This is a genomic window from Deinococcus sp. HSC-46F16 (assembly GCF_024171495.1).
Classification (GTDB): domain Bacteria; phylum Deinococcota; class Deinococci; order Deinococcales; family Deinococcaceae; genus Deinococcus.
Genome location: NZ_JALJZW010000002.1, coordinates 132694 through 154790, shown reverse-complemented (window position 1 = coordinate 154790; position 22097 = coordinate 132694). Strand labels below are relative to the sequence as shown.

At 70.6% G+C, this 22097-nt stretch carries 24 protein-coding genes and 2 tRNA genes; 10 read left to right on the top strand and 16 right to left on the bottom strand.

Going from position 1 to position 22097, the window contains the following annotated elements:
* Nucleotides 1–19 precede the first annotated feature (19 nt).
* Nucleotides 20–841: a transporter substrate-binding domain-containing protein gene (locus tag L1280_RS06075; protein ID WP_253581218.1), complete on the bottom strand. Its 822-nt coding sequence runs from the start codon at nucleotides 839–841 to the stop codon at nucleotides 20–22.
* 352 nt (nucleotides 842–1193) lie between these two features.
* Here L1280_RS06075 and L1280_RS06070 point away from each other — a divergent pair, with 352 nt between their 5' ends.
* From L1280_RS06070 to tmk, 6 genes are all read left to right on the top strand, one after another.
* Nucleotides 1194–1889 (top strand): TrmB family transcriptional regulator, encoded by a 696-nt coding sequence (locus tag L1280_RS06070; RefSeq protein WP_253581217.1) that lies wholly within the window; start codon nucleotides 1194–1196, stop codon nucleotides 1887–1889.
* A 15-nt stretch (nucleotides 1890–1904) separates the two neighbouring features.
* Nucleotides 1905–1980, top strand: a tRNA-Ala gene (locus L1280_RS06065).
* 33 nt (nucleotides 1981–2013) lie between these two features.
* Nucleotides 2014–2090: transfer RNA gene (locus L1280_RS06060), tRNA-Met, on the top strand.
* Between the two features lie 729 nt (nucleotides 2091–2819).
* Nucleotides 2820–3218 (top strand): glyoxalase, encoded by a 399-nt coding sequence (locus L1280_RS06055; protein ID WP_253581216.1) that lies wholly within the window; start codon nucleotides 2820–2822, stop codon nucleotides 3216–3218.
* A 163-nt stretch (nucleotides 3219–3381) separates the two neighbouring features.
* Nucleotides 3382–4170, top strand: coding sequence for a Nif3-like dinuclear metal center hexameric protein (locus tag L1280_RS06050; RefSeq protein WP_253581215.1), 789 nt, complete (start codon nucleotides 3382–3384; stop codon nucleotides 4168–4170).
* 115 nt (nucleotides 4171–4285) lie between these two features.
* Nucleotides 4286–4927 carry a dTMP kinase gene (gene tmk, locus L1280_RS06045; protein WP_253581214.1) on the top strand — a complete coding sequence of 214 codons (642 nt, stop codon included), beginning with the start codon at nucleotides 4286–4288 and terminating at the stop codon, nucleotides 4925–4927.
* On the opposite strand, the gene L1280_RS06040 is transcribed toward tmk, so the two are convergent.
* The 7 genes from L1280_RS06040 to gnd all read right to left on the bottom strand — a co-directional run bounded on the left by L1280_RS06040 (nucleotide 4909) and on the right by gnd (nucleotide 11691).
* Nucleotides 4909–5436, bottom strand: coding sequence for an AAA family ATPase (locus L1280_RS06040; RefSeq protein WP_253581213.1), 528 nt, complete (start codon nucleotides 5434–5436; stop codon nucleotides 4909–4911). The two genes, tmk and L1280_RS06040, sit on opposite strands and share 19 nt — an antisense overlap.
* Nucleotides 5433–6263 (bottom strand): glutaminyl-peptide cyclotransferase, encoded by an 831-nt coding sequence (locus tag L1280_RS06035; protein WP_253581212.1) that lies wholly within the window; start codon nucleotides 6261–6263, stop codon nucleotides 5433–5435. The genes L1280_RS06040 and L1280_RS06035 overlap by 4 nt, the downstream gene beginning before the upstream one ends.
* 112 nt (nucleotides 6264–6375) lie before the next feature.
* Complete coding sequence (locus L1280_RS06030) at nucleotides 6376–6768, bottom strand: nuclear transport factor 2 family protein (RefSeq protein WP_253581211.1); 393 nt, start codon at nucleotides 6766–6768, stop codon at nucleotides 6376–6378.
* A gap of 60 nt (nucleotides 6769–6828) precedes the next feature.
* On the bottom strand, nucleotides 6829–7932 hold the full coding sequence (gene queG / locus L1280_RS06025) for a tRNA epoxyqueuosine(34) reductase QueG (protein WP_253581210.1): 1104 nt from the start codon (nucleotides 7930–7932) through the stop codon (nucleotides 6829–6831).
* Nucleotides 7933–7974: 42 nt separating this feature from the next.
* Nucleotides 7975–8940 carry a glucose-6-phosphate dehydrogenase assembly protein OpcA gene (locus tag L1280_RS06020; protein ID WP_253581209.1) on the bottom strand — a complete coding sequence of 322 codons (966 nt, stop codon included), beginning with the start codon at nucleotides 8938–8940 and terminating at the stop codon, nucleotides 7975–7977.
* 115 nt (nucleotides 8941–9055) lie between these two features.
* Complete coding sequence (gene zwf / locus L1280_RS06015; protein WP_253581208.1) at nucleotides 9056–10615, bottom strand: glucose-6-phosphate dehydrogenase; 1560 nt, start codon at nucleotides 10613–10615, stop codon at nucleotides 9056–9058.
* Nucleotides 10612–11691, bottom strand: a complete 1080-nt coding sequence (gnd, locus tag L1280_RS06010; protein WP_253581207.1) for a phosphogluconate dehydrogenase (NAD(+)-dependent, decarboxylating) — start codon at nucleotides 11689–11691, stop codon at nucleotides 10612–10614. The genes zwf and gnd overlap by 4 nt, the downstream gene beginning before the upstream one ends.
* A gap of 178 nt (nucleotides 11692–11869) precedes the next feature.
* On the opposite strand from gnd, the gene L1280_RS06005 reads away from it, so the two are divergent.
* The gene (locus tag L1280_RS06005; RefSeq protein WP_253581206.1) at nucleotides 11870–12982 is read left to right on the top strand and encodes a WD40 repeat domain-containing protein; all 1113 of its coding nucleotides are present in this window, start codon (nucleotides 11870–11872) and stop codon (nucleotides 12980–12982) included.
* Between the two features lie 16 nt (nucleotides 12983–12998).
* Here L1280_RS06005 and L1280_RS06000 read toward each other — a convergent pair whose 3' ends face one another.
* The 5 genes from L1280_RS06000 to L1280_RS05980 are packed head-to-tail and all read right to left on the bottom strand — an operon-like array spanning nucleotide 12999 to nucleotide 16688.
* Nucleotides 12999–14456, bottom strand: a complete 1458-nt coding sequence (locus L1280_RS06000; RefSeq protein WP_253581205.1) for a YwqG family protein — start codon at nucleotides 14454–14456, stop codon at nucleotides 12999–13001.
* A 26-nt stretch (nucleotides 14457–14482) separates the two neighbouring features.
* On the bottom strand, nucleotides 14483–14743 hold the full coding sequence (locus L1280_RS05995) for a hypothetical protein (protein ID WP_253581204.1): 261 nt from the start codon (nucleotides 14741–14743) through the stop codon (nucleotides 14483–14485).
* 15 nt (nucleotides 14744–14758) lie between these two features.
* Nucleotides 14759–15313 (bottom strand): SRPBCC family protein, encoded by a 555-nt coding sequence (locus L1280_RS05990; RefSeq protein ID WP_253581203.1) that lies wholly within the window; start codon nucleotides 15311–15313, stop codon nucleotides 14759–14761.
* Between the two features lie 60 nt (nucleotides 15314–15373).
* Nucleotides 15374–16129, bottom strand: a complete 756-nt coding sequence (locus L1280_RS05985; protein WP_253581202.1) for a PIG-L deacetylase family protein — start codon at nucleotides 16127–16129, stop codon at nucleotides 15374–15376.
* Nucleotides 16130–16184: 55 nt separating this feature from the next.
* On the bottom strand, nucleotides 16185–16688 hold the full coding sequence (locus L1280_RS05980) for a DUF4870 domain-containing protein (protein ID WP_253581201.1): 504 nt from the start codon (nucleotides 16686–16688) through the stop codon (nucleotides 16185–16187).
* A gap of 40 nt (nucleotides 16689–16728) precedes the next feature.
* Here L1280_RS05980 and rnhA point away from each other — a divergent pair, with 40 nt between their 5' ends.
* Together rnhA and yqeK are read left to right on the top strand one after the other, a co-directional pair.
* Entirely contained in the window at nucleotides 16729–17289 is a 561-nt protein-coding gene (gene rnhA, locus L1280_RS05975) for a ribonuclease HI (RefSeq protein ID WP_253581200.1), read from the top strand.
* Nucleotides 17290–17291: 2 nt separating this feature from the next.
* Nucleotides 17292–17954, top strand: coding sequence for a bis(5'-nucleosyl)-tetraphosphatase (symmetrical) YqeK (gene yqeK / locus L1280_RS05970; RefSeq protein ID WP_253581199.1), 663 nt, complete (start codon nucleotides 17292–17294; stop codon nucleotides 17952–17954).
* Here yqeK and L1280_RS05965 read toward each other — a convergent pair.
* The gene (locus L1280_RS05965) at nucleotides 17914–18342 is read right to left on the bottom strand and encodes a GNAT family N-acetyltransferase (RefSeq protein WP_253581198.1); all 429 of its coding nucleotides are present in this window, start codon (nucleotides 18340–18342) and stop codon (nucleotides 17914–17916) included. The genes yqeK and L1280_RS05965 overlap by 41 nt on opposite strands.
* Nucleotides 18343–18531: 189 nt before the next feature.
* Here L1280_RS05965 and L1280_RS05960 point away from each other — a divergent pair, with 189 nt between their 5' ends.
* Nucleotides 18532–19890 (top strand): MFS transporter, encoded by a 1359-nt coding sequence (locus tag L1280_RS05960; RefSeq protein WP_253581197.1) that lies wholly within the window; start codon nucleotides 18532–18534, stop codon nucleotides 19888–19890.
* 60 nt (nucleotides 19891–19950) lie between these two features.
* On the opposite strand, the gene glmU is transcribed toward L1280_RS05960, so the two are convergent.
* Both glmU and L1280_RS05950 read right to left on the bottom strand, forming a co-directional pair.
* Entirely contained in the window at nucleotides 19951–21399 is a 1449-nt protein-coding gene (glmU, locus tag L1280_RS05955; protein ID WP_253581196.1) for a bifunctional UDP-N-acetylglucosamine diphosphorylase/glucosamine-1-phosphate N-acetyltransferase GlmU, read from the bottom strand.
* Nucleotides 21400–21504: 105 nt separating this feature from the next.
* Nucleotides 21505–22008, bottom strand: coding sequence for a hypothetical protein (locus tag L1280_RS05950; RefSeq protein ID WP_253581195.1), 504 nt, complete (start codon nucleotides 22006–22008; stop codon nucleotides 21505–21507).
* Nucleotides 22009–22097 lie beyond the last annotated feature (89 nt).

The following is a 22097-nucleotide window of genomic DNA, read 5'->3' as shown; positions in this document are numbered from 1 at the left end:
GGTGGGCGGGTCGTCCCCCTCAGGGCTGGCTCACGTCCTCTCCGAACCACCGCTCGCTGATCTCGCTGTAGGTGCCGTTCGCCTGAATGGCCTCCAGCGCCCGGTTGACCGCCTCGCCCAGCTCGGTGTTGGTCTTCTTGAAGGCCACCCCCACGGGTTCGGGGTCGCCCACCACGCCTGCACCCCGCACAGGGAGGTTGTCGCGGGTGATCAGGTAGCCCACCAGCAGGCGGTCGTTGTAGGCCGCGTCAATGCGCCCGGCGGCGAGGTCCGCAAGGTACTCGGGCGCACCGGGATAGGTCACCACCTCGATGCCCTCCACGGCCCGCAGTTGCTGCTCGAAGTTGCTGCCCAGGCCCACGCCGACGCGCCGCCCCCGCAGGTCTTCCAGGCTCTGTGGGTCGAAGTCGCTGTCCTCCGCCACGATCATCTGCGGCTGGCTGTAGGCATACGGCTCGCTGAACCCGATGCTCTCCTGCCGCTCGGGCGTGATGCCCACCTGGTTGAGAATCACGTCGTACTTGTCGGCCTGCAGGCCCCCCAGAATGCCGCTCCACTCGGTCAGCACGAACTCGGGCCGCAGCCCCAGTTCCCCCGCCAGCGCCCGCGCGATGTCCACATCGAAGCCCGTGAGTTCCCCAGCCTCGTCACGGAAAGTAAAGGGCGGGTAGGTGCCTTCCATGGCGACCTGCAAGACCCCTTCTTGCCGGGTGGGCGGGGCGGCGGCGCCCGCAGTGGCACCCTCCTGCGCCGAAGTGTCGGCCGAGGTCGTGGCCGCCTGATCCGTCTTGCAGGCGGTCAGGAGCAGCCCTAGGGTGGTCAGCAGGAGCAGGGTACGCATGGAAAGCCTCGTTTCGGCCGCGCGTCGCAGGGCCAGCGGATGAGATGAGAAGGATTCCGGATCGGCAGGGATGGAGTCACGGTGAGCCGCGACCGGCGGGACTGGCAAAGCTGCGCAGCAGAGCGGAGGGGCCGCAACGGGTAATCCGCAATCCATCTGGGGGGGCAGACTGGTTGGAAAGAGCGGGGCGAAGTGGGCTTCGGCCTCCCACCCCGTCCGAAGTTTCCGCCAGCGGTCCTGTCCGTGGTTGCCTGACCCTTGAGGCTTCCTGAAGCTGGCCCGCGCGGGTCCGGCGGCGGCACGCGCCCGGCGGGGCTCGCTCCGCGCCGGGCTTCCCGTATGCTGAACCCAGATGAGCGCCGTGATTCACCTGCAAGCGTTGGGGCTGACCGAGTACGAGGCGCGTGCCTATACCGCCCTGCTTGCCCTCGGCCGCGCCGTGCCCGCCCGCGTGGCGCGGCAGGCAGGCATTCCCCGGCCCAAGATCTACGAGACGCTGGAACGCCTCGAAGGCCGGGGCCTGGCCGCGCGGGTGGGGCAAAATCCGCTCGAGTACGCCCCGCTGAGTGCCCGCGAGTACCTCGCGCGGGCGAGGCGGTCGTTCGACGACCGCCTCGGGGCACTCGACCGTGACCTCTCGCGCCTCGCGCCCGACCCCGCGCCCGAGGCCGTCTACCACCTCTACGGGGAAGCGGCCATCCGCAGCCTGTGCGAGGACCTCACCCTGAATGCCCGGCAGCGGGTCTACATGGCGGGGGAGACCCCACTGGCCGAGCGGCTGGAGCGCCTGACCCCGCGCGGGGTGGAGTTGCGCCGCGCAGCGCTCACGGGCCTGCCGCCCATCGCCGCTGGGGGCCAGCGCCCCTTTCTCCTGGCCCGCGACGGCGAGGCTGCCGTGATCGCGCACTTTATCGAGGAGGGTGGGAGCGGAGAAGCGCATGGGGTGCACACCCACAACCCGGTGGTGGTGCACCTGATCGAGGGGTACGTGGGGCTGGCCGCCCGCAGTGCCGGGCCGGGCGTTGACAAGTCGGGGACGCCACTGTAATCTAACCGGGCCTTCGGGGCTGTGGCGCAGTTGGGAGCGCGTCTGAATGGCATTCAGAAGGTCAGGGGTTCGAATCCCCTCAGCTCCACCAAAAGGCCCCGCCACTGCGCGGGGCACTTTTCAAGGCGATGTAGCTCAGCTGGTTAGAGCGAACGACTCATAATCGTTAGGTCCCCGGTTCAAGTCCGGGCATCGCCACCAAGAGGCACCCGTGAGGGACCCGTGCGCGTGTAGCACGGGTCCCTCACGTTTCTACGGGGAGTGGCTTGGCGAGGTGAGGAGACTTGAGGAGGCTAGGGCCCCACACGGTTTGCGTCCAATTCGTCCTCCCATAGGCGCCCCCGATGGAAGGACTCCTTTTCCGGCCACCGTTTTGCTCCTTCTCAGTTCGCTCGGGGGGACAGTTTGTGGAGCTGCTGGTTCTGTGGCTGCTGGGCCGGAGTGCTGGCCGGGCGCGTCCGCAAGGAGTTGGAGGCGCAGGGCTGGACCTACAGCGGGACCTGAGGCACCCTGCACTATTTCAAGCGGCCTGCCTGAACACGCGGCCTTCAGTTCCCAGCGCGGCGGGGGCTTCGGCGACGCGGATGGGCGTACGGCTGATACGGTTTCCGTCCAACCCGTTCTCGAACCGGGAGAGCGCCGACCGGGGAACTCCTTTCCCGGTCACCGTTGTGTTCCTGCTCGCTTTGCTCCGCAGCTTTGCCAGTCCACTCGGGGTGAACAGGGTGTGTCACTGCTGGACCGGAATCCGTAGGAGTCGGCCTGCCGGGCGACGGCCTGACCGTGAAGGGACCCTGCGGGCAGGCTGGCCCAGGCAGACTCGACCGGACGGCAGGAACGCCATCCACCTCGGCACCCCCGACCGGGGGGAAGTCGTTGTTCCCAGAGTAGAGACATGTGCTCGGCCGCTCTGGGTCTTACCCTCGGGCCATGACCTCCCTGATCTCCGGCCTCGACCACGTGCAGATCGAAGCGCCCGCCGGGTGCGAGGAAGCGGCGCGGGCCTTTTTCGGTGCGTTCCTGGGACTTCCCGAACTGCTCAAGCCGGAAGCGCTGCGGGCGCGGGGCGGCACGTGGTTCGCTCTCCCCGACGGGCGGCAACTGCATGTCGGTGTGACGCCCGACTTCGTGCCGCGCGAGAAGGGGCACCCGGCGCTGCGCTGCCCGGACCTCGCCGCCTTTCAGTCCCACTGCGGCGCCCACGGCGTGACGTACCGGGCCGACACCGAGGCCGGGGTGCCGCGCGTCTTCCTGCGTGACCCCTTCGGCAACCGGCTGGAGGTGGTCGAGGGAAGGCACGAAAGCGTGGTCCGGGACGTTCCGGCCTGACAGCGGTGGCCGGACCAGTGGATCGGTTTGCCCTCGACTGGTCCGGCCCGAGTGGAGCGGGCATCCGTCATGGAGAGCGGCCGGAGAGGAGTTGAGGGGACGCTGTTTGTCCCTTCAACGCAACGGAGCACCGCGATCAGGCCCCGCGCCTACAATGCCCCCCATGACCGAAGCGACCCTCCAGACCCAGCGCGGCGAGATCGACCGGGACGCGCTGGTGCGTTGGCTGAACGAGTACCTCCAGATCGGTGCCTACCCCGACCCCAGCCTCAACGGCCTCCAGATCGGGGGCACGCCGACCATCCGCCGGGTGGCGGCCAGCGTGGACACCAGCGTCAAGACGCTTCAGGCGGCGGCCGACAGCGGGGCCGACCTCCTGCTCGTCCACCACGGCCTATTCTGGGGCCGCCCGCTGCCCCTCACCGGGCCGCACCGCGAGCGCGTCCGCACGGCGCTGATGGCCGACCTGAACCTTTACGCCGCGCATATCCCCCTTGACGCCCACCCCGATGTCGGCAACAACGCGATGATGGCCCGTGCCCTGAGCCTCCAGAACACGCGGCCCTTCGGGGACTGGCAGGGGCACAAGATCGGGCTCTCGGGCGAGCTGCCCTTCGCCCAGTCGTTGCAGGACTTCGCCGACCGGGTGCAGAAGCTGACGGGCGAAATCTGCCTCGTCCACGGCGGCGGCAACCCCGAGGTCCACCGCCTCGGCATCCTCAGCGGGAGCGGGGCGGGCGCCGTCGCGGAGGCCGCCGCCGCTGGCCTCGACACCCTGCTCACGGGTGAACCCGAGCACAAGCACTTCCATGACGCTTTCGAGTACGGCGTGAACGTGGTCTACGCCGGACACTACGAGACCGAGGTCTTCGGCGTGCGGGCACTCGCCGCCCGGCTGGAGGACGAGTTCGGGCTGGCGTGGCAGTTCCTGCACCATCCGACGGGACTGTGACGGCGCCCAGCGCTGGGTCGAGAGGTCGGGGGGTCGAGTGGTCGAGGGCCGCTGGCCCGCTGGTCTTCCTCGACTTCTCGACTTGTGGACTTCTTGACCACATTCCAGGTGCCCCATGACCCCCCTCTTTCTCACCTTCGAGGGTCCCGAGGGCGCGGGCAAGAGCACGCAGCTCCGGCGGCTCGCGGCGCGGCTGGAGGCGGCGGGGGTCGCCCACACGGTCACCCGCGAACCGGGGGGCACCGGGCTCGGCACGCGGGTGCGCGAGGTGCTGCTCGACCCCGCGCTCGACATGGACCCCCTCCCCGAGTTCCTGCTGTACTCGGCCAGCCGCGCCCAGCTCGTGCGCGAGGTGCTGCGCCCGGCGCTCTCTCGGGGCGAGGTCGTGCTGTGCGACCGCTATGCCGACTCCAGCCTCGCCTACCAGGGGGCAGGGCGAGGACTGGATTCGGGCCTGTTGCGGGCTGTCACGGAGGAGGTCACCGGGGGCCTGACCCCTGACCTCACCGTGCTGCTGGACCTCGACCCGGCGCTGGGACTCAGCCGGGCAGCGCAGCGCGGCCAGCCGGACCGGCTGGAGCAGGCCGACCTCGCGTTTCACCAGCGGGTTCGGCAGGGCTTTCTCGACCTCGCCCAACAGGAGCCAGGGCGCTTTCTGATCCTCGACGCCGCGCGGGACGAGGCCGAGTTGGCAGAAGCGATCTGGCGGGCGGTGGGAGAGAAGCTCACGCAGGGGCGTCAGCCGACCGCGTCCTGAGCGTGCTGTAAGCCCGTCTCGTTCCAGAGCCGTTCGGCGGTCGCTTCCAGCGTGCTGCCAGCGGGAATGAGCCGCTCGGCCACGAACGCCAGCCCGTCGCGTTCCTGATACCAGCCGCGCATCAGGTCCACGCCGAACTCCCGCGCCTGGGGCCGGGTGGCATGCCGCCGCACCGTCTCCTCGAAGGGGAGGTCAAAGCGGTAGAAGTGGCTCGCTTCCCCGTGCTCGCGGTGCAGCCGCTCCAGCATCGGGCCGTAATGCCGGGCTGTCAGGATGCCTTCCAGAACGACGTGATAGCCGTGTTCCAGCGCGTAGCGGACGTTCAGGGCGATCAGCTCGATGTTCTTGCCGCCCGGCACGTCGTGTTCGCGCAGCAGGATGCGGCGCAGGTCGTCCTGTTCCACCCAGGCCATCCCGTACCCGTACCGTTCCCGCAGGGCGCGGGCGACCGAACTCTTGCCGCTGCCCGAATTGCCGCGCAGGACGATGAGCTGGGGGGGCCGGGTCACCGCTTGGCCGCCACCGCCGTCACGCCCGGCACCTTGACCTCGAACAGCACCGGCCAGCGCTTGCCCGTCAGCAGCAGGGTGCCGCGCTCGGGCACGTAGGCGATGCCGTTGGGCACGTCGTCGAAGGTAAGGGGGCGCCCGGTGCGGTCGGCGCGGTCGCTGGCCTCTTCCAGCAGCTCGCCCACGTCCAGCCACGCGGTCACCCGGCCCGTGCGCGGGTCGATGCGGGCAATGCGGTCGGTGAGCCACACGTTGGCGTAGATCTGGCCCTGCACGTATTCCAGCTCGTTGAGGTTCTTCACGGGCTGTCCCCGGTCGGTCACCCGCAGGGTTCGCGTCACCGCGAAGGTGCGCGGGTCGCGCCAGAACAGGTTGGAGGACCCGTCACTCATGATCAGCGAGCGGCCGTCGTGCGTCAGCCCCCAGCCCTCGCCGGAGTAGCGGTAGCGGCCCTGCTCGCGCAGCGTCTCGCCGTCGAGGGCGAAGGCCACGCCCGTTTGCCAGGTGATGTGGTAGGCCACGTCCCCCAGCAGCGTCACGCCCTCCCCGAAGGCGCTGGCGATAGGGGTGGGCACCTGCCGCAGCACCTGGCCGGTTCGCAGGCTCACCCGCCGCACCCCCGACTCGCCCACCTGCCCGGTGCTTTCCAGCAGCGTGCCCCCGCCGAGGTACTGGAGGCCCTGGGTAAAGGCCCCCCGGTCATGCGGGTAGCGGGCGGTGACACTGGGCTTCAGTACGGGCGGCGCGGCCGTCTGCACGGCCTCCGCCGTGACCGAGAGGGACAGGAGCGCCGCGAGGAGGGGCAGCAGGGGGAAGCGGGGGCGCATAGGCCCATGCTAGCGGCGCCGGATGACGGGCGCGTCTTGAGTTCGCCTTTAACGCCGAAAGAAAAGCCCCGGCTCCGCAGGCGAGGACCGGGGCGGTGGGGAAGGGTGGGGTTCAGCCCTGCTCCTGGCCCTCCACGGCGGGCTTCACGAAGGCGGCCGAGTCGTAGTAGGTGCGGAAAGCCTGCACCTTCTGGCCGTCGTGCTCGATCACGCTGCTGCCCCGGTAGGCGATGTCGTGCCCGCCCGCGAGCTGCCCGGTCGCCTCCCACTCCATGACTCCCGTGCGCCCGTCGTCGGCGTGGTGGAAGAACTCGCTGTGGATGGTGCTGAAGTTCTCCAGGTAACGGGTCCAGAAGTCCCGCGCCCCGTCCAGCCCGCTCCACTCCTGGGTGGTCATGTTGCGCAGGGTGCAGCCTTCGGCGAAAAGCTCCACGAGCGGGGTGGGATCGCGGCGGTCCTCAGTGGTCCGCAGGGCCTGCATGAACTGTTCGGTCAGGGTCGCCATGCCTCCCACCTCATCACGTCCGCCGGACAGTGACGAGTGGGAAAAGCCTCAGAGTTGCCCTCATGAAGCCAGGGTCAAGGCCCGCGCGGCCGTCTCCCGCACCGCCGGGTGGGGGTCATCCAGCAGCGGGCGCATGTGGCCCCCCTCGCTCCACTGCCCCAGCGCCCACGCCGCCGCCTCCCGCACCTCCCAGGCGGGGTCCTCCGCCCCGGCGAGGAGGAGGGGCCAGCCCTGGGAAGCGCGGGTGTTGCCCAGGATGGTGAGGGCATTGCGGGCCATCCCCTTGCGGCGCGGGCGCAGGAAGGCGGTGCCTGCGAAGCGGCGCTCGAACCCCCGCTCGCTGACCCCGAAAAAGGCCGAGAGGTCCGGGTGCGCCAATTCCGGGTCGGGCTTCAGGAGCCCGGCGAGTGGACCTGCCTTCTGCGACCACGGGCAGACTTCCGAGCACACGTCGCACCCGAACAGCCAGTCGCCCACGCCGGGGCGGAGGTCGTGCGGCAGCGGCCCCCGGTGCTCGATGGTGAGGTAGGAGATGCAGCGCCGGGCATCGATCTTGCGGTCGTCCCCGATGGCCCCCGTCGGGCAGGCCGCCACGCAGCGAAAGCAGCGGCCACAGCGGTCGGGGTGGGCCTGGGCCGTCCCCTCAAAGGGGAGGTCGGTGAGCAGCACCGCCAGCGTCACGAAGGCCCCCAGCCGCGTGCTGACCGTCATGCCCGACTTGCCGCGCCAGCCCAGGAAGGCCCCGGCCGCGAAGAGGCGCTCCATGACGGGGCCGTGGTCCACGTAGCCGCGTGCCCGGAAGCCCAGCCGCGCGGCCTCCTCCTCCAGCCGGGTCAGCACAGGCTGAAGCTGGTCGTGGTAGTCGGGGGTCCAGGCATAGCGGGCCACCCGGCCCACCCGCACCCCGCCGGGCGGAGGGCCGGGGTCCGCAAAGGCGTGCGACACGCCCAGCACGAGCACGCTGCCCGCGCCCTCCAGCCGCGAGGCCGGGTCCGAGCGGGCCGGAAGCTGCCGCTCCAGGTACTCCATCCCCGCGTGCCGCCCCGCCGCCAGCCAGCCCGCGTATTCGGCCACCGCCGGGGCCGGAACCTGGGCAGGTGCCCACCCCACCGCGTCGGCCCCGAGGGAGACGGCGAGGTCGGAGAGGGTGTCGGCGGCGTTCACGGAAGGCAGTGTGCCACGGGCCGCCCGCCGCGAAAGAGAGCTTCAGCTCCCCCGTTCTGCCTCCAACTGTGCCCGGGCCAGCGACCAGGCCCGCTCGAAGACCTCGCGGCGTTCGGGGCGGGCCATCACGCGGGCGAGGCCCTCGGCCAGGGTCATGCGGGGGACGTTGAGTTCGGTCCGGCGGGTCATGCCCGGCCACTCGCACCCGGTCCGCACGAGGTCCCCCCCGGCCGCGACGAGGGTAAACCGCACCCCATCTCCGCGCAGCTCCAGGCCGCACAGGTCCCCGTTCTCGCGCCCGCAGTCGCCGGGACGGTAGGTCACGTCCCCCAGGTCGGGCCAGCCCAGCGTGCTCGCCACCCACCCGGCAAACAGGCGGGCGGGGAGGTCGTTTTCCCCCACGTAGGTCACTTCCAGCTCGCGCACCCGCCCCAGTTGCCGCGCGGCGTCGGGACTGTCGAACAGTTGCGCCAGCCCCTCGCGCCAGCCCGCCGAGCGGCTCCACCCCAGGTCGGCCAGCGCGTAGTGCCGCGCCGGGGGAATGTCGAGGGTCAGGCTGTCCGCGATGACCTGATCGGCAATTTCGGTGAGTTCGGAGAGCAGCACCCCACCGGGGCGGGTGTCGGCCCCCCACCAGACATGGTTGACGGTGGCTGGACGCAGCAGCGGGAGGATGGCCCCTTGCAGGCCCTCGGGATCGGCGGAGAGCCGCAGCCGCTCGATATACAGCCCGCCCGGCTGCGGCACCAGGCTGACCTGCACCCGCACCTCGCCGCCCGGCGCGTCCATCACCCCGATAATCTGCCGCCCCGCGTAGCGCCCCTCCAGCCCGGCGAGCGCCTCCTCGACCCGCGCGAGGTGCCGCCCCACGGTTAGCGCGATGATGTTGCCGGTATAGGCCCGCGTCTCCACCTGCGTCTGTGCCCAGAGGTCGTCCAGCGCCGACTGCGCCTCCCGCACGGAGGTCTCGACCGGGCCGAGGACAGGAAGGTCGGTGGGGGAGGTCATGGGGCACCTGCGGGGGGGTCGAGAGGTCGAGAGGTCGAGAGGTCGGGGCACAGCCGAGAGCCAGTCCTCCTCGACTTCTGGACGCCTCGACTCCTCGACCCGGCGCGGAGCGCCCTCACAGCCGCCTCCAGCGCCGGTCCGGTCCGATCAACTCGTCCGCCGCCTCCGGTCCCCAGGTTCCGGCGGGGTAGTTGGGGAAGTCCTGCGGGGGCGTGCCCTCGGCGGTTTCCAGCAGGCCGGAGACGAGCTGCCACGCGCAGTCCACCTCGTCCTCGCGGGGAAAGAGGGTGGCGTCGCCCAGCATTGCGTCGAGCAGGAGCCGGGAGTAGGGACTTTCCAGCGGTGCCCCGAAGGCGTCGTAGCGGAAGTCCATGACCACCTCGCGCAGCACCATCTCCTGCCCCGGCGATTTGGAGGAAAACTTCAGGCTGACCCCCTCGTCGGGCTGGATGCGGAAGGCCAGCACGTTGCGCTCCAGCCCGCCGGGAAACATGCCCAGCGGCGGGCGCTTGAAGACCACAGCGATCTCAGTGACCTTTTTGGGGAGCCGCTTGCCCGTCCGCAGGAAAAAGGGCACCCCCTGCCAGCGCCAGTTGTCGACCTCCAGCTTGACCGCCACGTAGGTCGGGGTAGGGCTGCCTTCCTTCACGCCGGGTTCCTCGCGGTAGCCGGGCACCGCCTCGCCGTAGAGGGTGCCGGGACCGTACTGGCCGCGCACGGCGACCTCGGGCACGCGCCCCGCCGGAATGGGCCGCACCGCCCGCAGCACCTTCACCTTCTCGTCGCGGATGGCGCCCGCGTCGAAGGCGACGGGCGGCTCCATTGCGGTCAGCGCGAACAGTTGCAGCAGGTGGTTTTGCAGCATGTCGCGGATCACCCCGGCTTCCTCGTAGTACCCGGCGCGGCCCTCCAGGCCCAGGTCCTCGGCGGCGGTGATCTGCACGTGGTCGATCATGGCGCGGTTCCACAGCGGCTCGAAAATCGCGTTGCCGAAGCGGATCGCCATCAGGTTCTGGACCGTCTCCTTGCCCAGGTAGTGGTCGATGCGGTAGACCTGCGACTCGTCCCAGACGCGGTGAATGGCCCCGTTCAGCTCGCGGGCCGAATCGAGGTCGCGCCCGAACGGCTTCTCGATCACCAGCCGCCGCCACCCCTCCGACTCGTCCGCGAGGCCCAGCCTTCCGAGGCCATTCGAGATCGGCTCGAAGAGGCTGGGGGGCGTGGAGAGGTAAAAGAGGGCATTCTTGCGCCCGCCGTGCGCCTCCTCGGCCCGGTCGAGTTCCTTGCGCACGAGGTCATACACCTCGTCGCCGCCGAAGTCGCCGTATTCGTAGTACAGCAGTTCGCGGAATTTCTCCAGACTGCCGGGCTGCGGGGCGTCCGTCTCCTTGCTGCTTTGGAGGGCCTCGAGCGCGTAATCCTTGAACTGCTCGTCCGTCATCTCCTGACGGCCCACCCCGACGATGTTGAAGGCACTTCCCAGCAGCCCGTCCTGCCACAACCCGAACACGGCGGGCAGCAGCTTGCGCCGGGCGAGGTCGCCGGTCGCGCCGAAGATCACCAGCGTGGCGGGCTCGGGAGCGCGGCTGCGGCGCATGGCGGTCCGGAAGGGGTTGTGTCCATCCGCTCCGGGGCCGTCCCCGCCGGGGGCCTGGGTGTTCTGGCCTGCGGTCACGCGCCGTCTCCCGTCACGCGGGTCTGGCCCGTCTCGCCGAGCTGCTGCGCTTCCTCACCGCTGCTCTGGGGCTGCGCCGCGCCCGCGTCGATGTTCTGCGGGGCCGCCGCCGCCGGATGCTCGCCGGGCTGCACCTCGGGCACCACGGCTTCTTGCCGGGTGGACTCCAGAATCTTGACCGCGTGCCCACCGAAGGCCCGCCGCATCGCCGAGAGCATCTGCCCGGCGTAGCTGACCTCCTGCTGCGAGCGGAAACGCATCTGGGTCGCCAGCGTGATGACCGGCGTGGGAATCCCGAGTTCGATGGAGTCGATCACGGTCCAGCGCCCCTCGCCCGAGTCGGCCACGTAGTCGGAGAGCTGCGAGAAGTCGGCCTCGTTGGCGAGGGCCTCGGCGGTGAGGTCAAGCAGCCACGAGCGAATCACCGAGCCGTGCCGCCACAGTTCGGCGATCTGGGCCATGTCCAGCCCGTAGTCCTCGCGGGCGTGCAGCAGCTCGAAACCCTCGGCGTAGGCCTGCATCATTCCGTATTCGATGCCGTTGTGGACCATCTTGACGTAGTGCCCGGAGCCCGACGGCCCCATCCGGCCCCAGCCCTTGTCGGGCGCGGGCGCGAGGGCTTCCAGAAAGGGGCGCAGGCGCTCCACCGCCTCACTTGGGCCGCCCACCATCATCGCGTAGCCTTCCTTCAGGCCCCAGATGCCGCCCGAGGTGCCCACGTCGACCATCTGGATGCCCTTCTCGGCCAGGGCCTCCGCCCGCCGCATGGTGTCCTTGAAATTGGAGTTGCCCCCGTCAATGACGATGTCACCGGGCGCGAGCCTCCCCGCGAGATCGTCGATCACCGCCTGCGTGATGGTCCCGGCAGGCACCATCACCCACACGGCCCGCTGGCCGGGTTCGCCCAGCGCGGCGATCAGCTCGTCCATCGTGCGGGCGCCCTGTGCCCCGCCCTGTTCGATCAGGGCCACGCTCTCCTCGCTGCGGTCGTAGCCGACGACCGGCTGCCCCCCCTGCACGAGACGCAGCACCATGTTCCCGCCCATCTTGCCCAGCCCGATCATTCCGAGTTTCATAACAGCCTCCCGGCACGGGGAGGGATGCGGAAGCGGTTCCAGCCCCCCGGCTCATCTAGGGGGCATCATACGCGCGGGCCTGGCGGGGCGGCTCCGGCGGGGCGTTGTCTCAGGGCTGGCTCAAGGGCGGCGGGCAGATGCGGCCGGGCGGTCCTCGCTGGGGCACTACAGTCGGGGCATGACCGCCGCGCCCGAGCGCCCCCGTCCCACCCGGCTTCAGCGCGTGCTGACGGTGCTGATGGTTCCGCTGCTGGTCTTCAACCTCGTGGGCATCGCCCGCGCCGTGTGGGACTCGCGGCCGGTGCAGACGTGGCGGGCGCAGCAGAACGGCCTGCCCGTCTACCTTCGGGGCGGCGGCCTCTACGAGGGCCTCGACCACGCCGCGCAGTCGCCGGACGGCCGCTGGGTGGCGATTGGAGGGAGCCGCAAATACGGCGACAGCTTCACCGCGCGGGTGGCGCTCTGGGAGGCGGCCACGATGGACCGGCGCTGGACGACGGACCTCCCCACGGCCGACTTCCGCAGCGTGAACGATCTGGTCTGGTCCCCCGACAGCCGCACGGTCTGGATTCACGACGACGAGGGCCGGGTGACCGCGCTGGACGCGGCCAGCGGAGGGGTGCGGGGGGAGTGGCGCTCCTTTGAATGGCAGCCCTGCGTATTTGCCGCGCTGCCCCAGGGCCTGCTGCTCACCGACGCGGCGGGACCGGGGCGCGACCGGCCCGTGCGCCTCACCCTGCGGCGCTGGTCGGACGGGGCGGTGGTGTGGCGGGCGCCCTTCGCGTGCTGGTGGGAGGCGGGCGGCAGCGTGGACGCGGCTGGAACCACGCTGGCCTACAGCCCCCGGCGGGGCGAGGTGGCTCTCTATGACCTGCGGACGCGCCAGCCCCGTCCCGAACGCTTCCGCTTCGGCGGCGAGGAGGGACCCTACAGCCTCGCCCTCACGCCGGACGGGGCGCGGGTGGCCGCCGGGTGGGGGGAAGGAACCCTGACCGTCTGGGACGTGGCGGCCGGGCGGGAGGTGTGGCGGACCCGGCCCCACCGGGGGCTGGTGCGGGCGCTCGACTGGAACCCGGCGGGAACGGCGCTGGCCTCTGCCGGGTTCGACGGGTGCGGCGGCTGGCGCAGCGAGTGCGTGGTGGTGACCCGCGCCGCACCGGACGGCCCGCAGAGCCGGGTGGTCTGGTGGCAGCGCTACGACGTGCCCGACACCGTGCAGTGGCTCGGCCCCGACCGGTTGCTGCTGGGCCAGGGGGAGGGGTCGCGGGTGGTGGCGGTGCCGGGGGAGTGAGGGAACGCGGGCCGCTTCAGAAGGCGTCCAGCTCGACCCTCACCCGCGAGAAATCCCGCCGCGCGAGGTCTTCTGCCCTGATGAAGAACCCGATCCACCCGCCCAGCCCGCCAAACTCGCCGTAAATCTGCCCGCCCACGTCGTCGCCGTCGAACTGGAAGAGCAGGCGCCAGTCCTCGGCAGGCGGGAAAGCCGCGTTGATGAGCATGGCGTGACCGCCCAGACGGTGCCCGTTGACATGAAGCTCGGTCATCCCGCTCTCCGGAGTCGTCTCCTCCAGCCACTCCAGGCGCCGATCTATCCCCGACGGGAACTCGCGGTCGTTCAAAAAGGCCAGGACACGCTCCGGCGGCGTGAACGTCTCGGCCTGAAACTCGTCGGTGAAGGCGGGAACTTCGCGGGTCAGCGCCGCCTCGTCCTGCACGACTTCCGGCCAGTACAGGACGCGGGCGACCGGATTGCTCCTCTCCGGGTCCGCGACCATCTCCTCGTAAGAGGCGTCCGAATTGGCCACGAACAATTGCAGCAGGCCCCGGCGCGGCAACTCCGGCAGGTGGCCCTGGGCGTTGGCTGCGGTCAGATCGATCTGCGCTACGAAGTAGAGCGGGCTGCCGGACGGCTGGGTGGGCCACGCCGCTCCCCTGGGGCGGTAGGGAACGCCTCCCAGCTTGCTGTCCCAGGGGGCAGGCGTGCCGGGCACCACCACCGGGCGCACGACGGGCCACGCCCACTGCTCCAGCCGCTCCCGCTCCTCCTCCGGCGCGGGCGGCAGCCACAGCGAGCCGTCAGGGCAGCGGGGGCTCATTCGCACAAAGCCCTCCCGCGCGAGTTCCCGCCCCTGCTCCTCGAAGGGCATCTCGGCGGGGGACGGGGCGATCTGGACGTTTTCCGCCATCACCGCCATCAATTCCGCGAACCGCTCCTGCATCGGCGGCGTGGGGTGCCACAGCAGGGAATCGGCGGGGGTGTCCTCGGAGGAAAGGGTGCCCGCAAACGCCCCATCGTCGGTGTGAACGGTCAAAGTTGAGCGGTACTCCGCCGGAACCGTCGGCGGGTCCTTCATCCCTGTCTCCCGCTCGAAGGCGTCCAGTTCCTCCCACAGCCGGGCCGGAAAGCCGAGGTCTTCCACGCGCAGGGGCCGACCGTTCTCGCGCAGGGTGCCCGCCTGCGCCATGTCGCGCAGGATTCGCAATTCGAACGGATTCCAGCCCCAGGTCTGAAATTGCGCCCGCGTGTCCTCCCGCACGGCGGCCTCGTCGAAGGGCGGTTGAACGACCTCGCTGACTCGCCCGCCGCGCTCCAGCCGGGCCACGCCCCCTTCAAAGGCCAGGGTCACCCGCTCGCCCGTCACGGGCTGCTGCCAGTCCTGCCGGAGGGTCATGCGGCTGCTCGGTTCGGTCATGTCCGGTCTCCTCTCCGCGATCTGCGGGGTGCGGGCGACGTACCACAGCCCCGCTCCCAGCAGCAGGGTCAAAGCCAGAGCAGCCCGGCCCGGCGGCCTCAGCACTCGGCCCCTGCCGCCCGCACCTGCTCGCAGTCCAGTCCCTGATACGGGTCGGTGAGGGGCAGGGTCAGGAAAGGATCGGCCAGAAACCGCCGGAAGTCCTCCTCAGCAATGGGGAGCCGGGCCGGGTACTCCCCGATGCCGCGCTGCACCATGAACAGCAGGTAGGGCTGGCCCGTCTCCGGGTGCCGTCCCAGCGTGAGGCGCAACTCCGGGTCCCGGAAGACGGTCGCGTCCCGCAGGTCCCAGAGGTCCATGCCCCCCCCTGCCTCCTACCGGCGCCGCCGCGCGGCCTTGGCCGCTTCCTTGGCCGCCTTCTGCTCTTCCTTCTGCTTGCGCTGCATCTCGCGGCCCATGTCTTCCATGAGTTGGGCGCCGGGGGCGTCGACCTGCCGCTGCAGGGCCGTCAGGGTGCTGATGACGAGGTTGTGCATCAGCCGCTCGACGGGTTTGTGGACCCAACGGTAGCGAATGCGGCCGTTCATGCCCAAGGTGACCTCGGTGCCGCCGGGCATCGCCTTGAAGGTCCAGCTTTGCGTGAGCCGCTCGAAGGGGCCGACGTGCCGCACGCTCTCCCAGCCGCCCCGCAGCGGGGCCTGAAGCTGACCGTATTTGGCGGTGAAGCTCAGGCCAAAGAGCCGCCGCGAGAACTTGAAGCGCACCCGCACATTGGGCGTGAGCCGGGTGTTCTCGCCGCCCTCGTACTCGGCCCGCGCGAGGTTGGGGTCCCACCGGACGCGGCGCCGGGGTTCCAGCGCGAGGCGATACAGCACGTCCGGACGCGCCCTGACCACGATGCTCTGCCTGATGTGGATGTCCTCGGCCATATGTCGGGGTCACTGTAGCGCGGGCCGCCGCGCCGCACGTCCCGCGCCCTCCGTCCAGGCTCAGTCCAGGTACTCCCGCGCCCGCAGGTGACTGGCCCGCAGGGTGAAGCGCTCCGCGTACTTCACGCCCGCCAGCCGCCCGATCTGCGCCCGCGTCTCGCGGAACTGCTCGGCGGACCAGGCCCACTTGTAGAAGTCGCGGTAGTACCCGGCCACGTCCGCCGCGACCTCGAAGGTCTCGGAGGTGTCCACGAACACCTCGGGGTAGGGCGAGGCGGGCGCGTAGTACTGGTAGAAGCGCACGGGTTCGCGCCACGCTTCGAGCCGGGCCACGTCCTCGCCGCTCTCGACCGCCTCGTCGCCGCTGAGGTCGGGGGCCGGAGGCATCAGCGCCCCGCCGCCCGACTCGTTGACGATCTTGGGGATGCGGGCCAGCGTCACGGCGTCAAAGGCGATCTTGGCGGTAATGCGGTGGTCGGGGTGGGGGTGGTCGTCGCTCCAGGTGATCACCGCGTTGGGCCGGAAGCGGGCGTAGAGGCGGGCAAGTTGCAGCGCCTCGGAGCGCCCGCCCGTCAGGCGGCTGTCGCCCATGTCGAAGAAGTGGTGCCGCGCCCCGATCCTCTGCGCCACCCACGCCCCGTGCTCCTGGCGGATGCGGGTGACTTCCTCATGCGGGGCGTCCCCGAATTGGCTGGCGAGTTCCCCCAGGGTGGTCCACACCAGCAGCACCTCGTCCCCCCGCGCCGCGTGCCTCGCGAGGGTGCCGATGCAGCCGATCTCGTCGTCGGGGTGGGCAAAGACGGCCATAAGTCGCATGGGGGAGAGAATAGGGCCTGTGGGCGGTGGGGAGAACCTGTTACCGGAGACAGTGTTACCGGAGAAAGCGGAGGCTCAGCGGATACCGGTAAGTCCGCCCCTGGTTCACCCGGATCACCGCGAGCAGCATCACCACCAGCGGAAACGCCCACAGCACCAGGCTCGCCGGGATGAAAAAGGCGAAAAAGGCCGCGAGGCTGCCGAACAGCGCGAAGGCTCCCAGGTCCGGGCTGCCCGCCGCCGCCCCCGCCGCGCCCCCGATCAGCCCCAGGCTGAACAGGCCGAAGGACAGCAGGCCCGCGAGCAGCGAGTACAGCCACACGCTGATCTGGAAATTGACGACCTCCTTGCCCTGCGCGTCCAGCACGGCCGAGCGGTCGCGGTACCCCAACCACGCGGCGAGCGGCCCCAGCACGTTGCCCAGCCCTGGCAGGACCAGTCCCAGCAGCGGCGAGAGGTGCAGCAGCAGCGCGGGCGTGCGCTCGGGCTCCGGAATGACGCCGGGATCGCCGCGCGGCGCGGGCGCGGAAGGGGAGAGGCGCGGGTCGGGGAGGGTCATGTTGACAGTACGCCGCAGGGCTCCCTACAGTTCCGGGGTTATGACGCGCCCCGGCGGGAAGCCGCACTTCAGGAAATCCGCCGCCCAGAAGGCGCAGGATGCGGCCCGCGACCTCCTGCCCATCAAGGCGGGCATTCAGCCTGCGGTGCCGGTGGCGGGCGAGCAAGTGGACCTCTACAGCGACGGCGCCTGCGACACCGGGGCCGGGCACGGCGGCTGGGCGACCATCCTGCGCTACAAGGGCCAGGAACTCGTCCTGAGCGGCCACGAGCGCGACACCACCAACAACCGCATGGAACTGCGCGGGCTGCTGGAGGGATTGAAAACCCTCAAGCGGCCCTGTCAGGTGCGGGTGGTGACCGACAGCCAGTATCTGCGCAAGGCCTTTACCGACGGCTGGATTCTGAAGTGGCAGCGCAACGGCTGGAAGACGGCGGGCGGCGACCCGGTCAAGAACAAGGACCTGTGGGAGGAACTGATCGCCCAGGCGCAGACGCACGCGCTGACCTTCGTGTGGGTGCGCGGCCACAACGGGCACGGCGAGAACGAGCGGGTGGACAAACTCGCCGTGGAGGAGCGCAAGAAGCTCCGGTTCGGGTGAGGATGACCTGGGAAGACCTCTGGCCGGAGCCGCTGCGGGAGGCTGCGCCGTACCGGGGACACCGTCTGACCGACCTCGCCGCCGACGTGGACGCCCTGCTCGCCGCTTGCGGAAGGGCAGTCATCCGTGAGCATGTGCCGCGCGTGGCCGGGGAAGCGGAGGCGCTGGCCCGGCGGTTCGGCGTTGACCCCGTTGCGGCGCAAGAGGCGGCCCTGCTGCACGACCTGGGAGGCATCGTGCCCCGCGAGGTCATGGTGCCCCTGTCCGAGCGGCTGGGGCTGCCCGTGTGCCCCGAGGAGCGGCGGGTGCCCCTGCTGCTGCACGCGGGCCTGAGCGTGGTCATCGCCCGGCGGCGCTACGGGGTCCACGACCCGGCGGTGCTTCAGGCCATTCGCGTTCACACCACCCTGCACGCGCGGCCCACGCCGCTCGACCTCACGGTCTTTCTGGCCGACAAGCTGGAGTGGGATCAGGGCGGGGTGCCGCCCTACGGCGCGGAATTGCGGTGGGCGCTGGACGGCGGCGGGCTGCGGGCAGGAGCGCGGTGGATGCTGGCGTGGCTGGCCTCGCCCCCGGCCCGCCTCCTAATTCCCCACCCCGACCTGCGGGCCGCGTGGGGGGCGTTCAGCATCCAGCCTCCTCCCTCTCCCCCCGGTGAAGCGTGACCCGGTACCGGGCGCGGCCTCCCCTCGGCGGGGCGGGCGTGACCTCGAATCCGGCGCGGCGGTAGAAGCCGACCGCCCCGTCGTCCGTCTCCGCGACCAGCCGCGCGGCATTCAGGTGCTCGGCCAGCGCGTGCAGCAGCGCCCGCGCGTGCCCGCGTCCTTTCTCGCCGGGCCGGGTGGCGAGGTGCAGGACCTCAACCTCAGCGCCCTGGATCCGGAGGCCCGCTGCGCTCACCACCCGGCCTCCCTCCAGCCAGACGAAGACCCGGCGCTCGGGAGCTGTCCGGTAGGCCTCCAGGGTGCGGGCGATGCGCTCCGGGTCGGGAAACATGGCGCGGGCCAGCAGGTCCCCAGCCTCGGGGGTCAGGATGGGGAGTTCAGTCAGCATGGGTGCAGGGTAGGGTGGCCTGGTCGTTGCCCCGCCATCCGGCAGAGTGCTCGCGGCTTGATTCAGCCCCGGCAGCCCTTGCTGGAGAGCTCCAGAGCCGCCTGACCAAAACCCCGTCTTAATCAACCCCGCCCACCTCCCAGAATCTCCTCACCCGATCACAGGTCAGCCTCTACACTGCCGGGCATCATGCCAACACCATCCCAACACGCCCCGGCGGGCTGGCGGACGTTTCTGCTGCTGTGGGGATCGCAGTCGGTGAGCCTGATCGGGTCCTACGTGGCGTGGTTTGCCCTGAACGTGTATGTCGCGCAGGTGCTCTACCCCGGCGAGGACCAGAAAGCGCCGCTGGCCCTGGCGCTCGGCGCCCTCGCCATCGCGTCCACCCTCAGCGCGGTGCTGCTCGCGCCGGTCGCCGGGTCGGTGGCCGACCGCACCGACCGCAAGCGGGTGATGCTGCTCGCGGGCGTGGTGTCGGGCCTGCTCACGCTGGGCATGGCCGCGCTGATGTTCGGAATGACGGTGCCCTTCTGGTTGCTGCTGGCCTTTGTCATCGTCACGCAGTCGCTGAGCCACTTTCACGAGGCCGCGCTGGAAAGCAGTTACGTGATGATCGTCCCCGAGGGGCAGCTCACCCGCGCCAACGGCATGATGCAGACCACCCGGCAGTTTTCCAGCCTGCTCGCGCCCACGCTGGCGACCCTGCTCGTCGGGGTGCCCGCGCTGCTGGGCTGGGGCGGGGGCCTCGCGCCGCTGGCGCAGGGGGTGCCTTTCGCGCTGCTGGTGGACGGGGTGAGTTTCCTGGTGGCGGCGCTGATCCTCGCGCGGCTGGCGATTCCCAGCCCGCCTCCCGCCGAGAGCCACGGGAGTGCGGCGGCCAACCTCAAGGCCGACACCCGCCTGGGTTGGACCTACCTGCTGCGCCGCCCGCCGCTCTTGCAACTGCTGATCGTGGCGGCGGCCCTGAACTTCGCCACCGCCGCGATTCCGGTGTACCAGACGCTGCTGACCACCTTCACGCTGGAGGCCGACCGCACCGCGCGGGGCCTGAGCTTCCCGGCGACTCTGGCGATCATCCAGACCGTGACCAGCCTGGGCATGTTCCTGGGTGGACTGGCGATCAGCACCTGGGGCGGGCTGAAGCGGCGGCGCATCCTGGGCATCCTGCTGCCCGCGTTGGTATCGGGCGCCGGACTCGTGCTGATGGGGCTGTCGGGCAACCTGTACCTGACGGCAGCGGCCTTCGCCCTGACGGTGTTCGTCATGCCGATCACCCGCTCGCACAGCGCGGGCATCTGGCAGTCGCAGGTGCCGCGTGAGTTACAGGGCCGCGTGTTCGCTGTGCAGCGCGTGGTCGGCCGCGTGACTGTGCCGCTGGGCATGGCCTTCGTGAGCGCCCTGTCCACCAGCCTGCCCCCTGGCCCGGTGATCGCGGGCATGGGCCTGCTCGTCGTGCTGATCTGCGCCGTGCAACTGCTGAACCCGACGGTGCAGCGGGTGGAAGACCGCGACTACGTGGAGGGGCTGGCGGCGGCGCGGGGGGGGTAGATGGAACACAAAGGAAGCCCGGACGGGATCAGCGTCCGGGCTTCCTTCTGTTGTGGTGGTTTAGCCTTGCCGCTCCAGCCACCCGGCCAGCCACGGCAGCTTCTGCCCGACCTTCTCGCGCATGCCGCCCCAGTAGCGCCTGCTCCAACCTTCCACGTTGCGCTGCTTGCCCCGGGCGACCGCCATCGCGCCCTCGGGCACGTCCTCGTGGACGGCGCTGCCCGCCGCGATAAAGGCCGCGTCGCCAATCACGCGCGGGGCGATCAGGGTGGAGTTGGAGCCGATGAAGACGCCCGCCCCGACGGTAGAGCGGTGCTTGTTCACCCCGTCGAAGTTGGCGACGATGGTCCCGGCCCCCACATTCGTCTCCGAGCCGATCTCCACGTCGCCCAGGTAGGCAAGGTGCCCCGCCTTGACGCCCGGCCCCAGCCGCGCCGCCTTCGTCTCCACGAAGTTGCCGATGTGGACGCCCCCCTCCAGCACCGTGCCGGGGCGCAGGCGGGCGAACGGCCCCACGTCGCTGCCGGGGCCGACGTGGGCACCCTCCAGCACGGAATGGGCCTTGACGACCGCGCCTTCCTCCAGCACCGAGTCGGTCAGCACGCTGTAGGCGCCGACGGTCACGCCGTCCGCGATGCGGGTGTCGCCGCGCAGGATCACGCCGGGTTCCAGGGTCACGTCACGGCCAATTCGCACGGTGTCCTCAATCCGCACCGAGTCGGGGTCGTGCATGGTCACCCCGGCCCGCATGTGCCCGGCGTTGAGGCGGCGCCGGAGGATCGCCTCGGCCTCGGCCAGCCCCGCGCGGTCGTTGGCACCCATCACCTCGTCGGGGTCGTCCAGCTTGAAGGCCCGCACACTGGCGCCCTCAGCGCGGTACAGCGCCAGCAGATCGGTGAGGTAGTACTCGCCCGCCGCGTTGTCATTCGTGATGCGCCGGGCCAGCGCGGGGGCGCGGCCGTCCATCACGTACACGCCGGAGTTGAACTCGCGCACGGCCTGTTCCTCGGGAGTCGCCCCCTTCTGCTCCACGATGCGCTCCACGTTCCCCGCCGCGTCGCGGATGATCCGCCCGTACCCGGTCGCGTCAGGCAACTCGCCCGTCAGGATCGTGAAGGCCGAGGCGTGGGCGCGGTGGTCGTCCAGCAGCGCCCGCAGCGTTTCCGGGCGCAGCAGCGGCGTGTCCCCGTACAGCACCAGGATGTCGGCGTCGCCCTCGTCAGACAGCGCGTCGGCCCCCGCAAGAAACGCGTGCCCGGTGCCGAGTTGCCCGTGCTGCCGCGCGAAGGCCACGCCGGGCTGTTGCAGGGCCGCCTCCACCTGCTCGGCCCCGTGCCCGGTCACCACGACGATGCGCCGCGCTCCCAGGGCCTGCGCCGCCCGCACCGCCCACGCGACCATCGGGCGTCCGGCGACCGGGTGCAGCACCTTGGGCAGCTCCGATTTCATGCGGGTGCCCTGCCCCGCCGCGAGAATCACCACGTCCAGCGGACGTTCAATCTGTGTCATTCAAGTTCACCTGTCCGCTCAGAAGTGTACGGGAAAGCCACCAGCTTCCAGTCGCCAGCAAAAAGCCGCAGCGCGTCGGCTGCGGCTCCTGGGTTCCGGCAGGGTTCAGCGGCCTGGCTCCCCATCGCGCAGGTTGCTCTCCACGCGGTCCACCAGCTTCTCGCCGCCCCGGCGCAGTTCGCCCCCGGCGGTCTGGAAGGCGGCCGCGGGCGACTCGCCGCGCGTCATGTCCGACACACCCGTCTTCACGGCGTCGCCCGCGCGGGCCATGTTGCCTTCTGGGCCGGGGTTGACGCGCTTCAGCAGGCCCTGCACCTGCTGCTGAAGGCTGGGATTCTTCTGGTAGAGCATGTAGGCGCCGTAGCCCGCGCCGCCCAGCAGCACCAGGGTCCAGGGGAAGCCGCCCCCGCCCTTTTTCTGCATCCGCAGGGCCGTGACCTCGCCCTGCAGCTCGCGGATGTCGTGCTGCTGGCGGGCGATCAGGGCGGCGGTCTCGGCGTGCTGCTTCATCACGGCCTGGGTGATCTCGCGCTCGAGGTTGTGCTGGCCCTTCTTGGCCGCCTTGCGAAGCTGGTCGACGTGGTCCAGATGGGTGTCCTTGTTCTTCATGGCTGGTGCCTCCTTGCCCGCCGAGTGTCCCCCGCCCGGCCCCGGCCCTGGTTGCGAGGCGCATGAAGGGGCCTTGCCGGGGCGCTCAG

What these genes read in the sequence shown, in the direction of transcription:
- L1280_RS06075 (WP_253581218.1), bottom strand. Translation starts at nt 841, where the DNA reads ATGCGTACCCTGCTCCTGCTGACCACCCTAGGGCTGCTCCTGACCGCC.
- L1280_RS06070 (WP_253581217.1), top strand. Translation starts at nt 1,194, where the DNA reads ATGAGCGCCGTGATTCACCTGCAAGCGTTGGGGCTGACCGAGTACGAG.
- L1280_RS06055 (WP_253581216.1), top strand. Translation starts at nt 2,820, where the DNA reads ATGACCTCCCTGATCTCCGGCCTCGACCACGTGCAGATCGAAGCGCCC.
- L1280_RS06050 (WP_253581215.1), top strand. Translation starts at nt 3,382, where the DNA reads ATGACCGAAGCGACCCTCCAGACCCAGCGCGGCGAGATCGACCGGGAC.
- tmk (WP_253581214.1), top strand. Translation starts at nt 4,286, where the DNA reads ATGACCCCCCTCTTTCTCACCTTCGAGGGTCCCGAGGGCGCGGGCAAG.
- L1280_RS06035 (WP_253581212.1), bottom strand. Translation starts at nt 6,263, where the DNA reads ATGCGCCCCCGCTTCCCCCTGCTGCCCCTCCTCGCGGCGCTCCTGTCC.
- L1280_RS06030 (WP_253581211.1), bottom strand. Translation starts at nt 6,768, where the DNA reads ATGGCGACCCTGACCGAACAGTTCATGCAGGCCCTGCGGACCACTGAG.
- L1280_RS06020 (WP_253581209.1), bottom strand. Translation starts at nt 8,940, where the DNA reads ATGACCTCCCCCACCGACCTTCCTGTCCTCGGCCCGGTCGAGACCTCC.
- gnd (WP_253581207.1), bottom strand. Translation starts at nt 11,691, where the DNA reads ATGAAACTCGGAATGATCGGGCTGGGCAAGATGGGCGGGAACATGGTG.
- L1280_RS06005 (WP_253581206.1), top strand. Translation starts at nt 11,870, where the DNA reads ATGACCGCCGCGCCCGAGCGCCCCCGTCCCACCCGGCTTCAGCGCGTG.
- L1280_RS05995 (WP_253581204.1), bottom strand. Translation starts at nt 14,743, where the DNA reads ATGGACCTCTGGGACCTGCGGGACGCGACCGTCTTCCGGGACCCGGAG.
- L1280_RS05990 (WP_253581203.1), bottom strand. Translation starts at nt 15,313, where the DNA reads ATGGCCGAGGACATCCACATCAGGCAGAGCATCGTGGTCAGGGCGCGT.
- L1280_RS05985 (WP_253581202.1), bottom strand. Translation starts at nt 16,129, where the DNA reads ATGCGACTTATGGCCGTCTTTGCCCACCCCGACGACGAGATCGGCTGC.
- L1280_RS05980 (WP_253581201.1), bottom strand. Translation starts at nt 16,688, where the DNA reads ATGACCCTCCCCGACCCGCGCCTCTCCCCTTCCGCGCCCGCGCCGCGC.
- rnhA (WP_253581200.1), top strand. Translation starts at nt 16,729, where the DNA reads ATGACGCGCCCCGGCGGGAAGCCGCACTTCAGGAAATCCGCCGCCCAG.
- yqeK (WP_253581199.1), top strand. Translation starts at nt 17,292, where the DNA reads ATGACCTGGGAAGACCTCTGGCCGGAGCCGCTGCGGGAGGCTGCGCCG.
- L1280_RS05965 (WP_253581198.1), bottom strand. Translation starts at nt 18,342, where the DNA reads ATGCTGACTGAACTCCCCATCCTGACCCCCGAGGCTGGGGACCTGCTG.
- L1280_RS05960 (WP_253581197.1), top strand. Translation starts at nt 18,532, where the DNA reads ATGCCAACACCATCCCAACACGCCCCGGCGGGCTGGCGGACGTTTCTG.
- glmU (WP_253581196.1), bottom strand. Translation starts at nt 21,399, where the DNA reads ATGACACAGATTGAACGTCCGCTGGACGTGGTGATTCTCGCGGCGGGG.
- L1280_RS05950 (WP_253581195.1), bottom strand. Translation starts at nt 22,008, where the DNA reads ATGAAGAACAAGGACACCCATCTGGACCACGTCGACCAGCTTCGCAAG.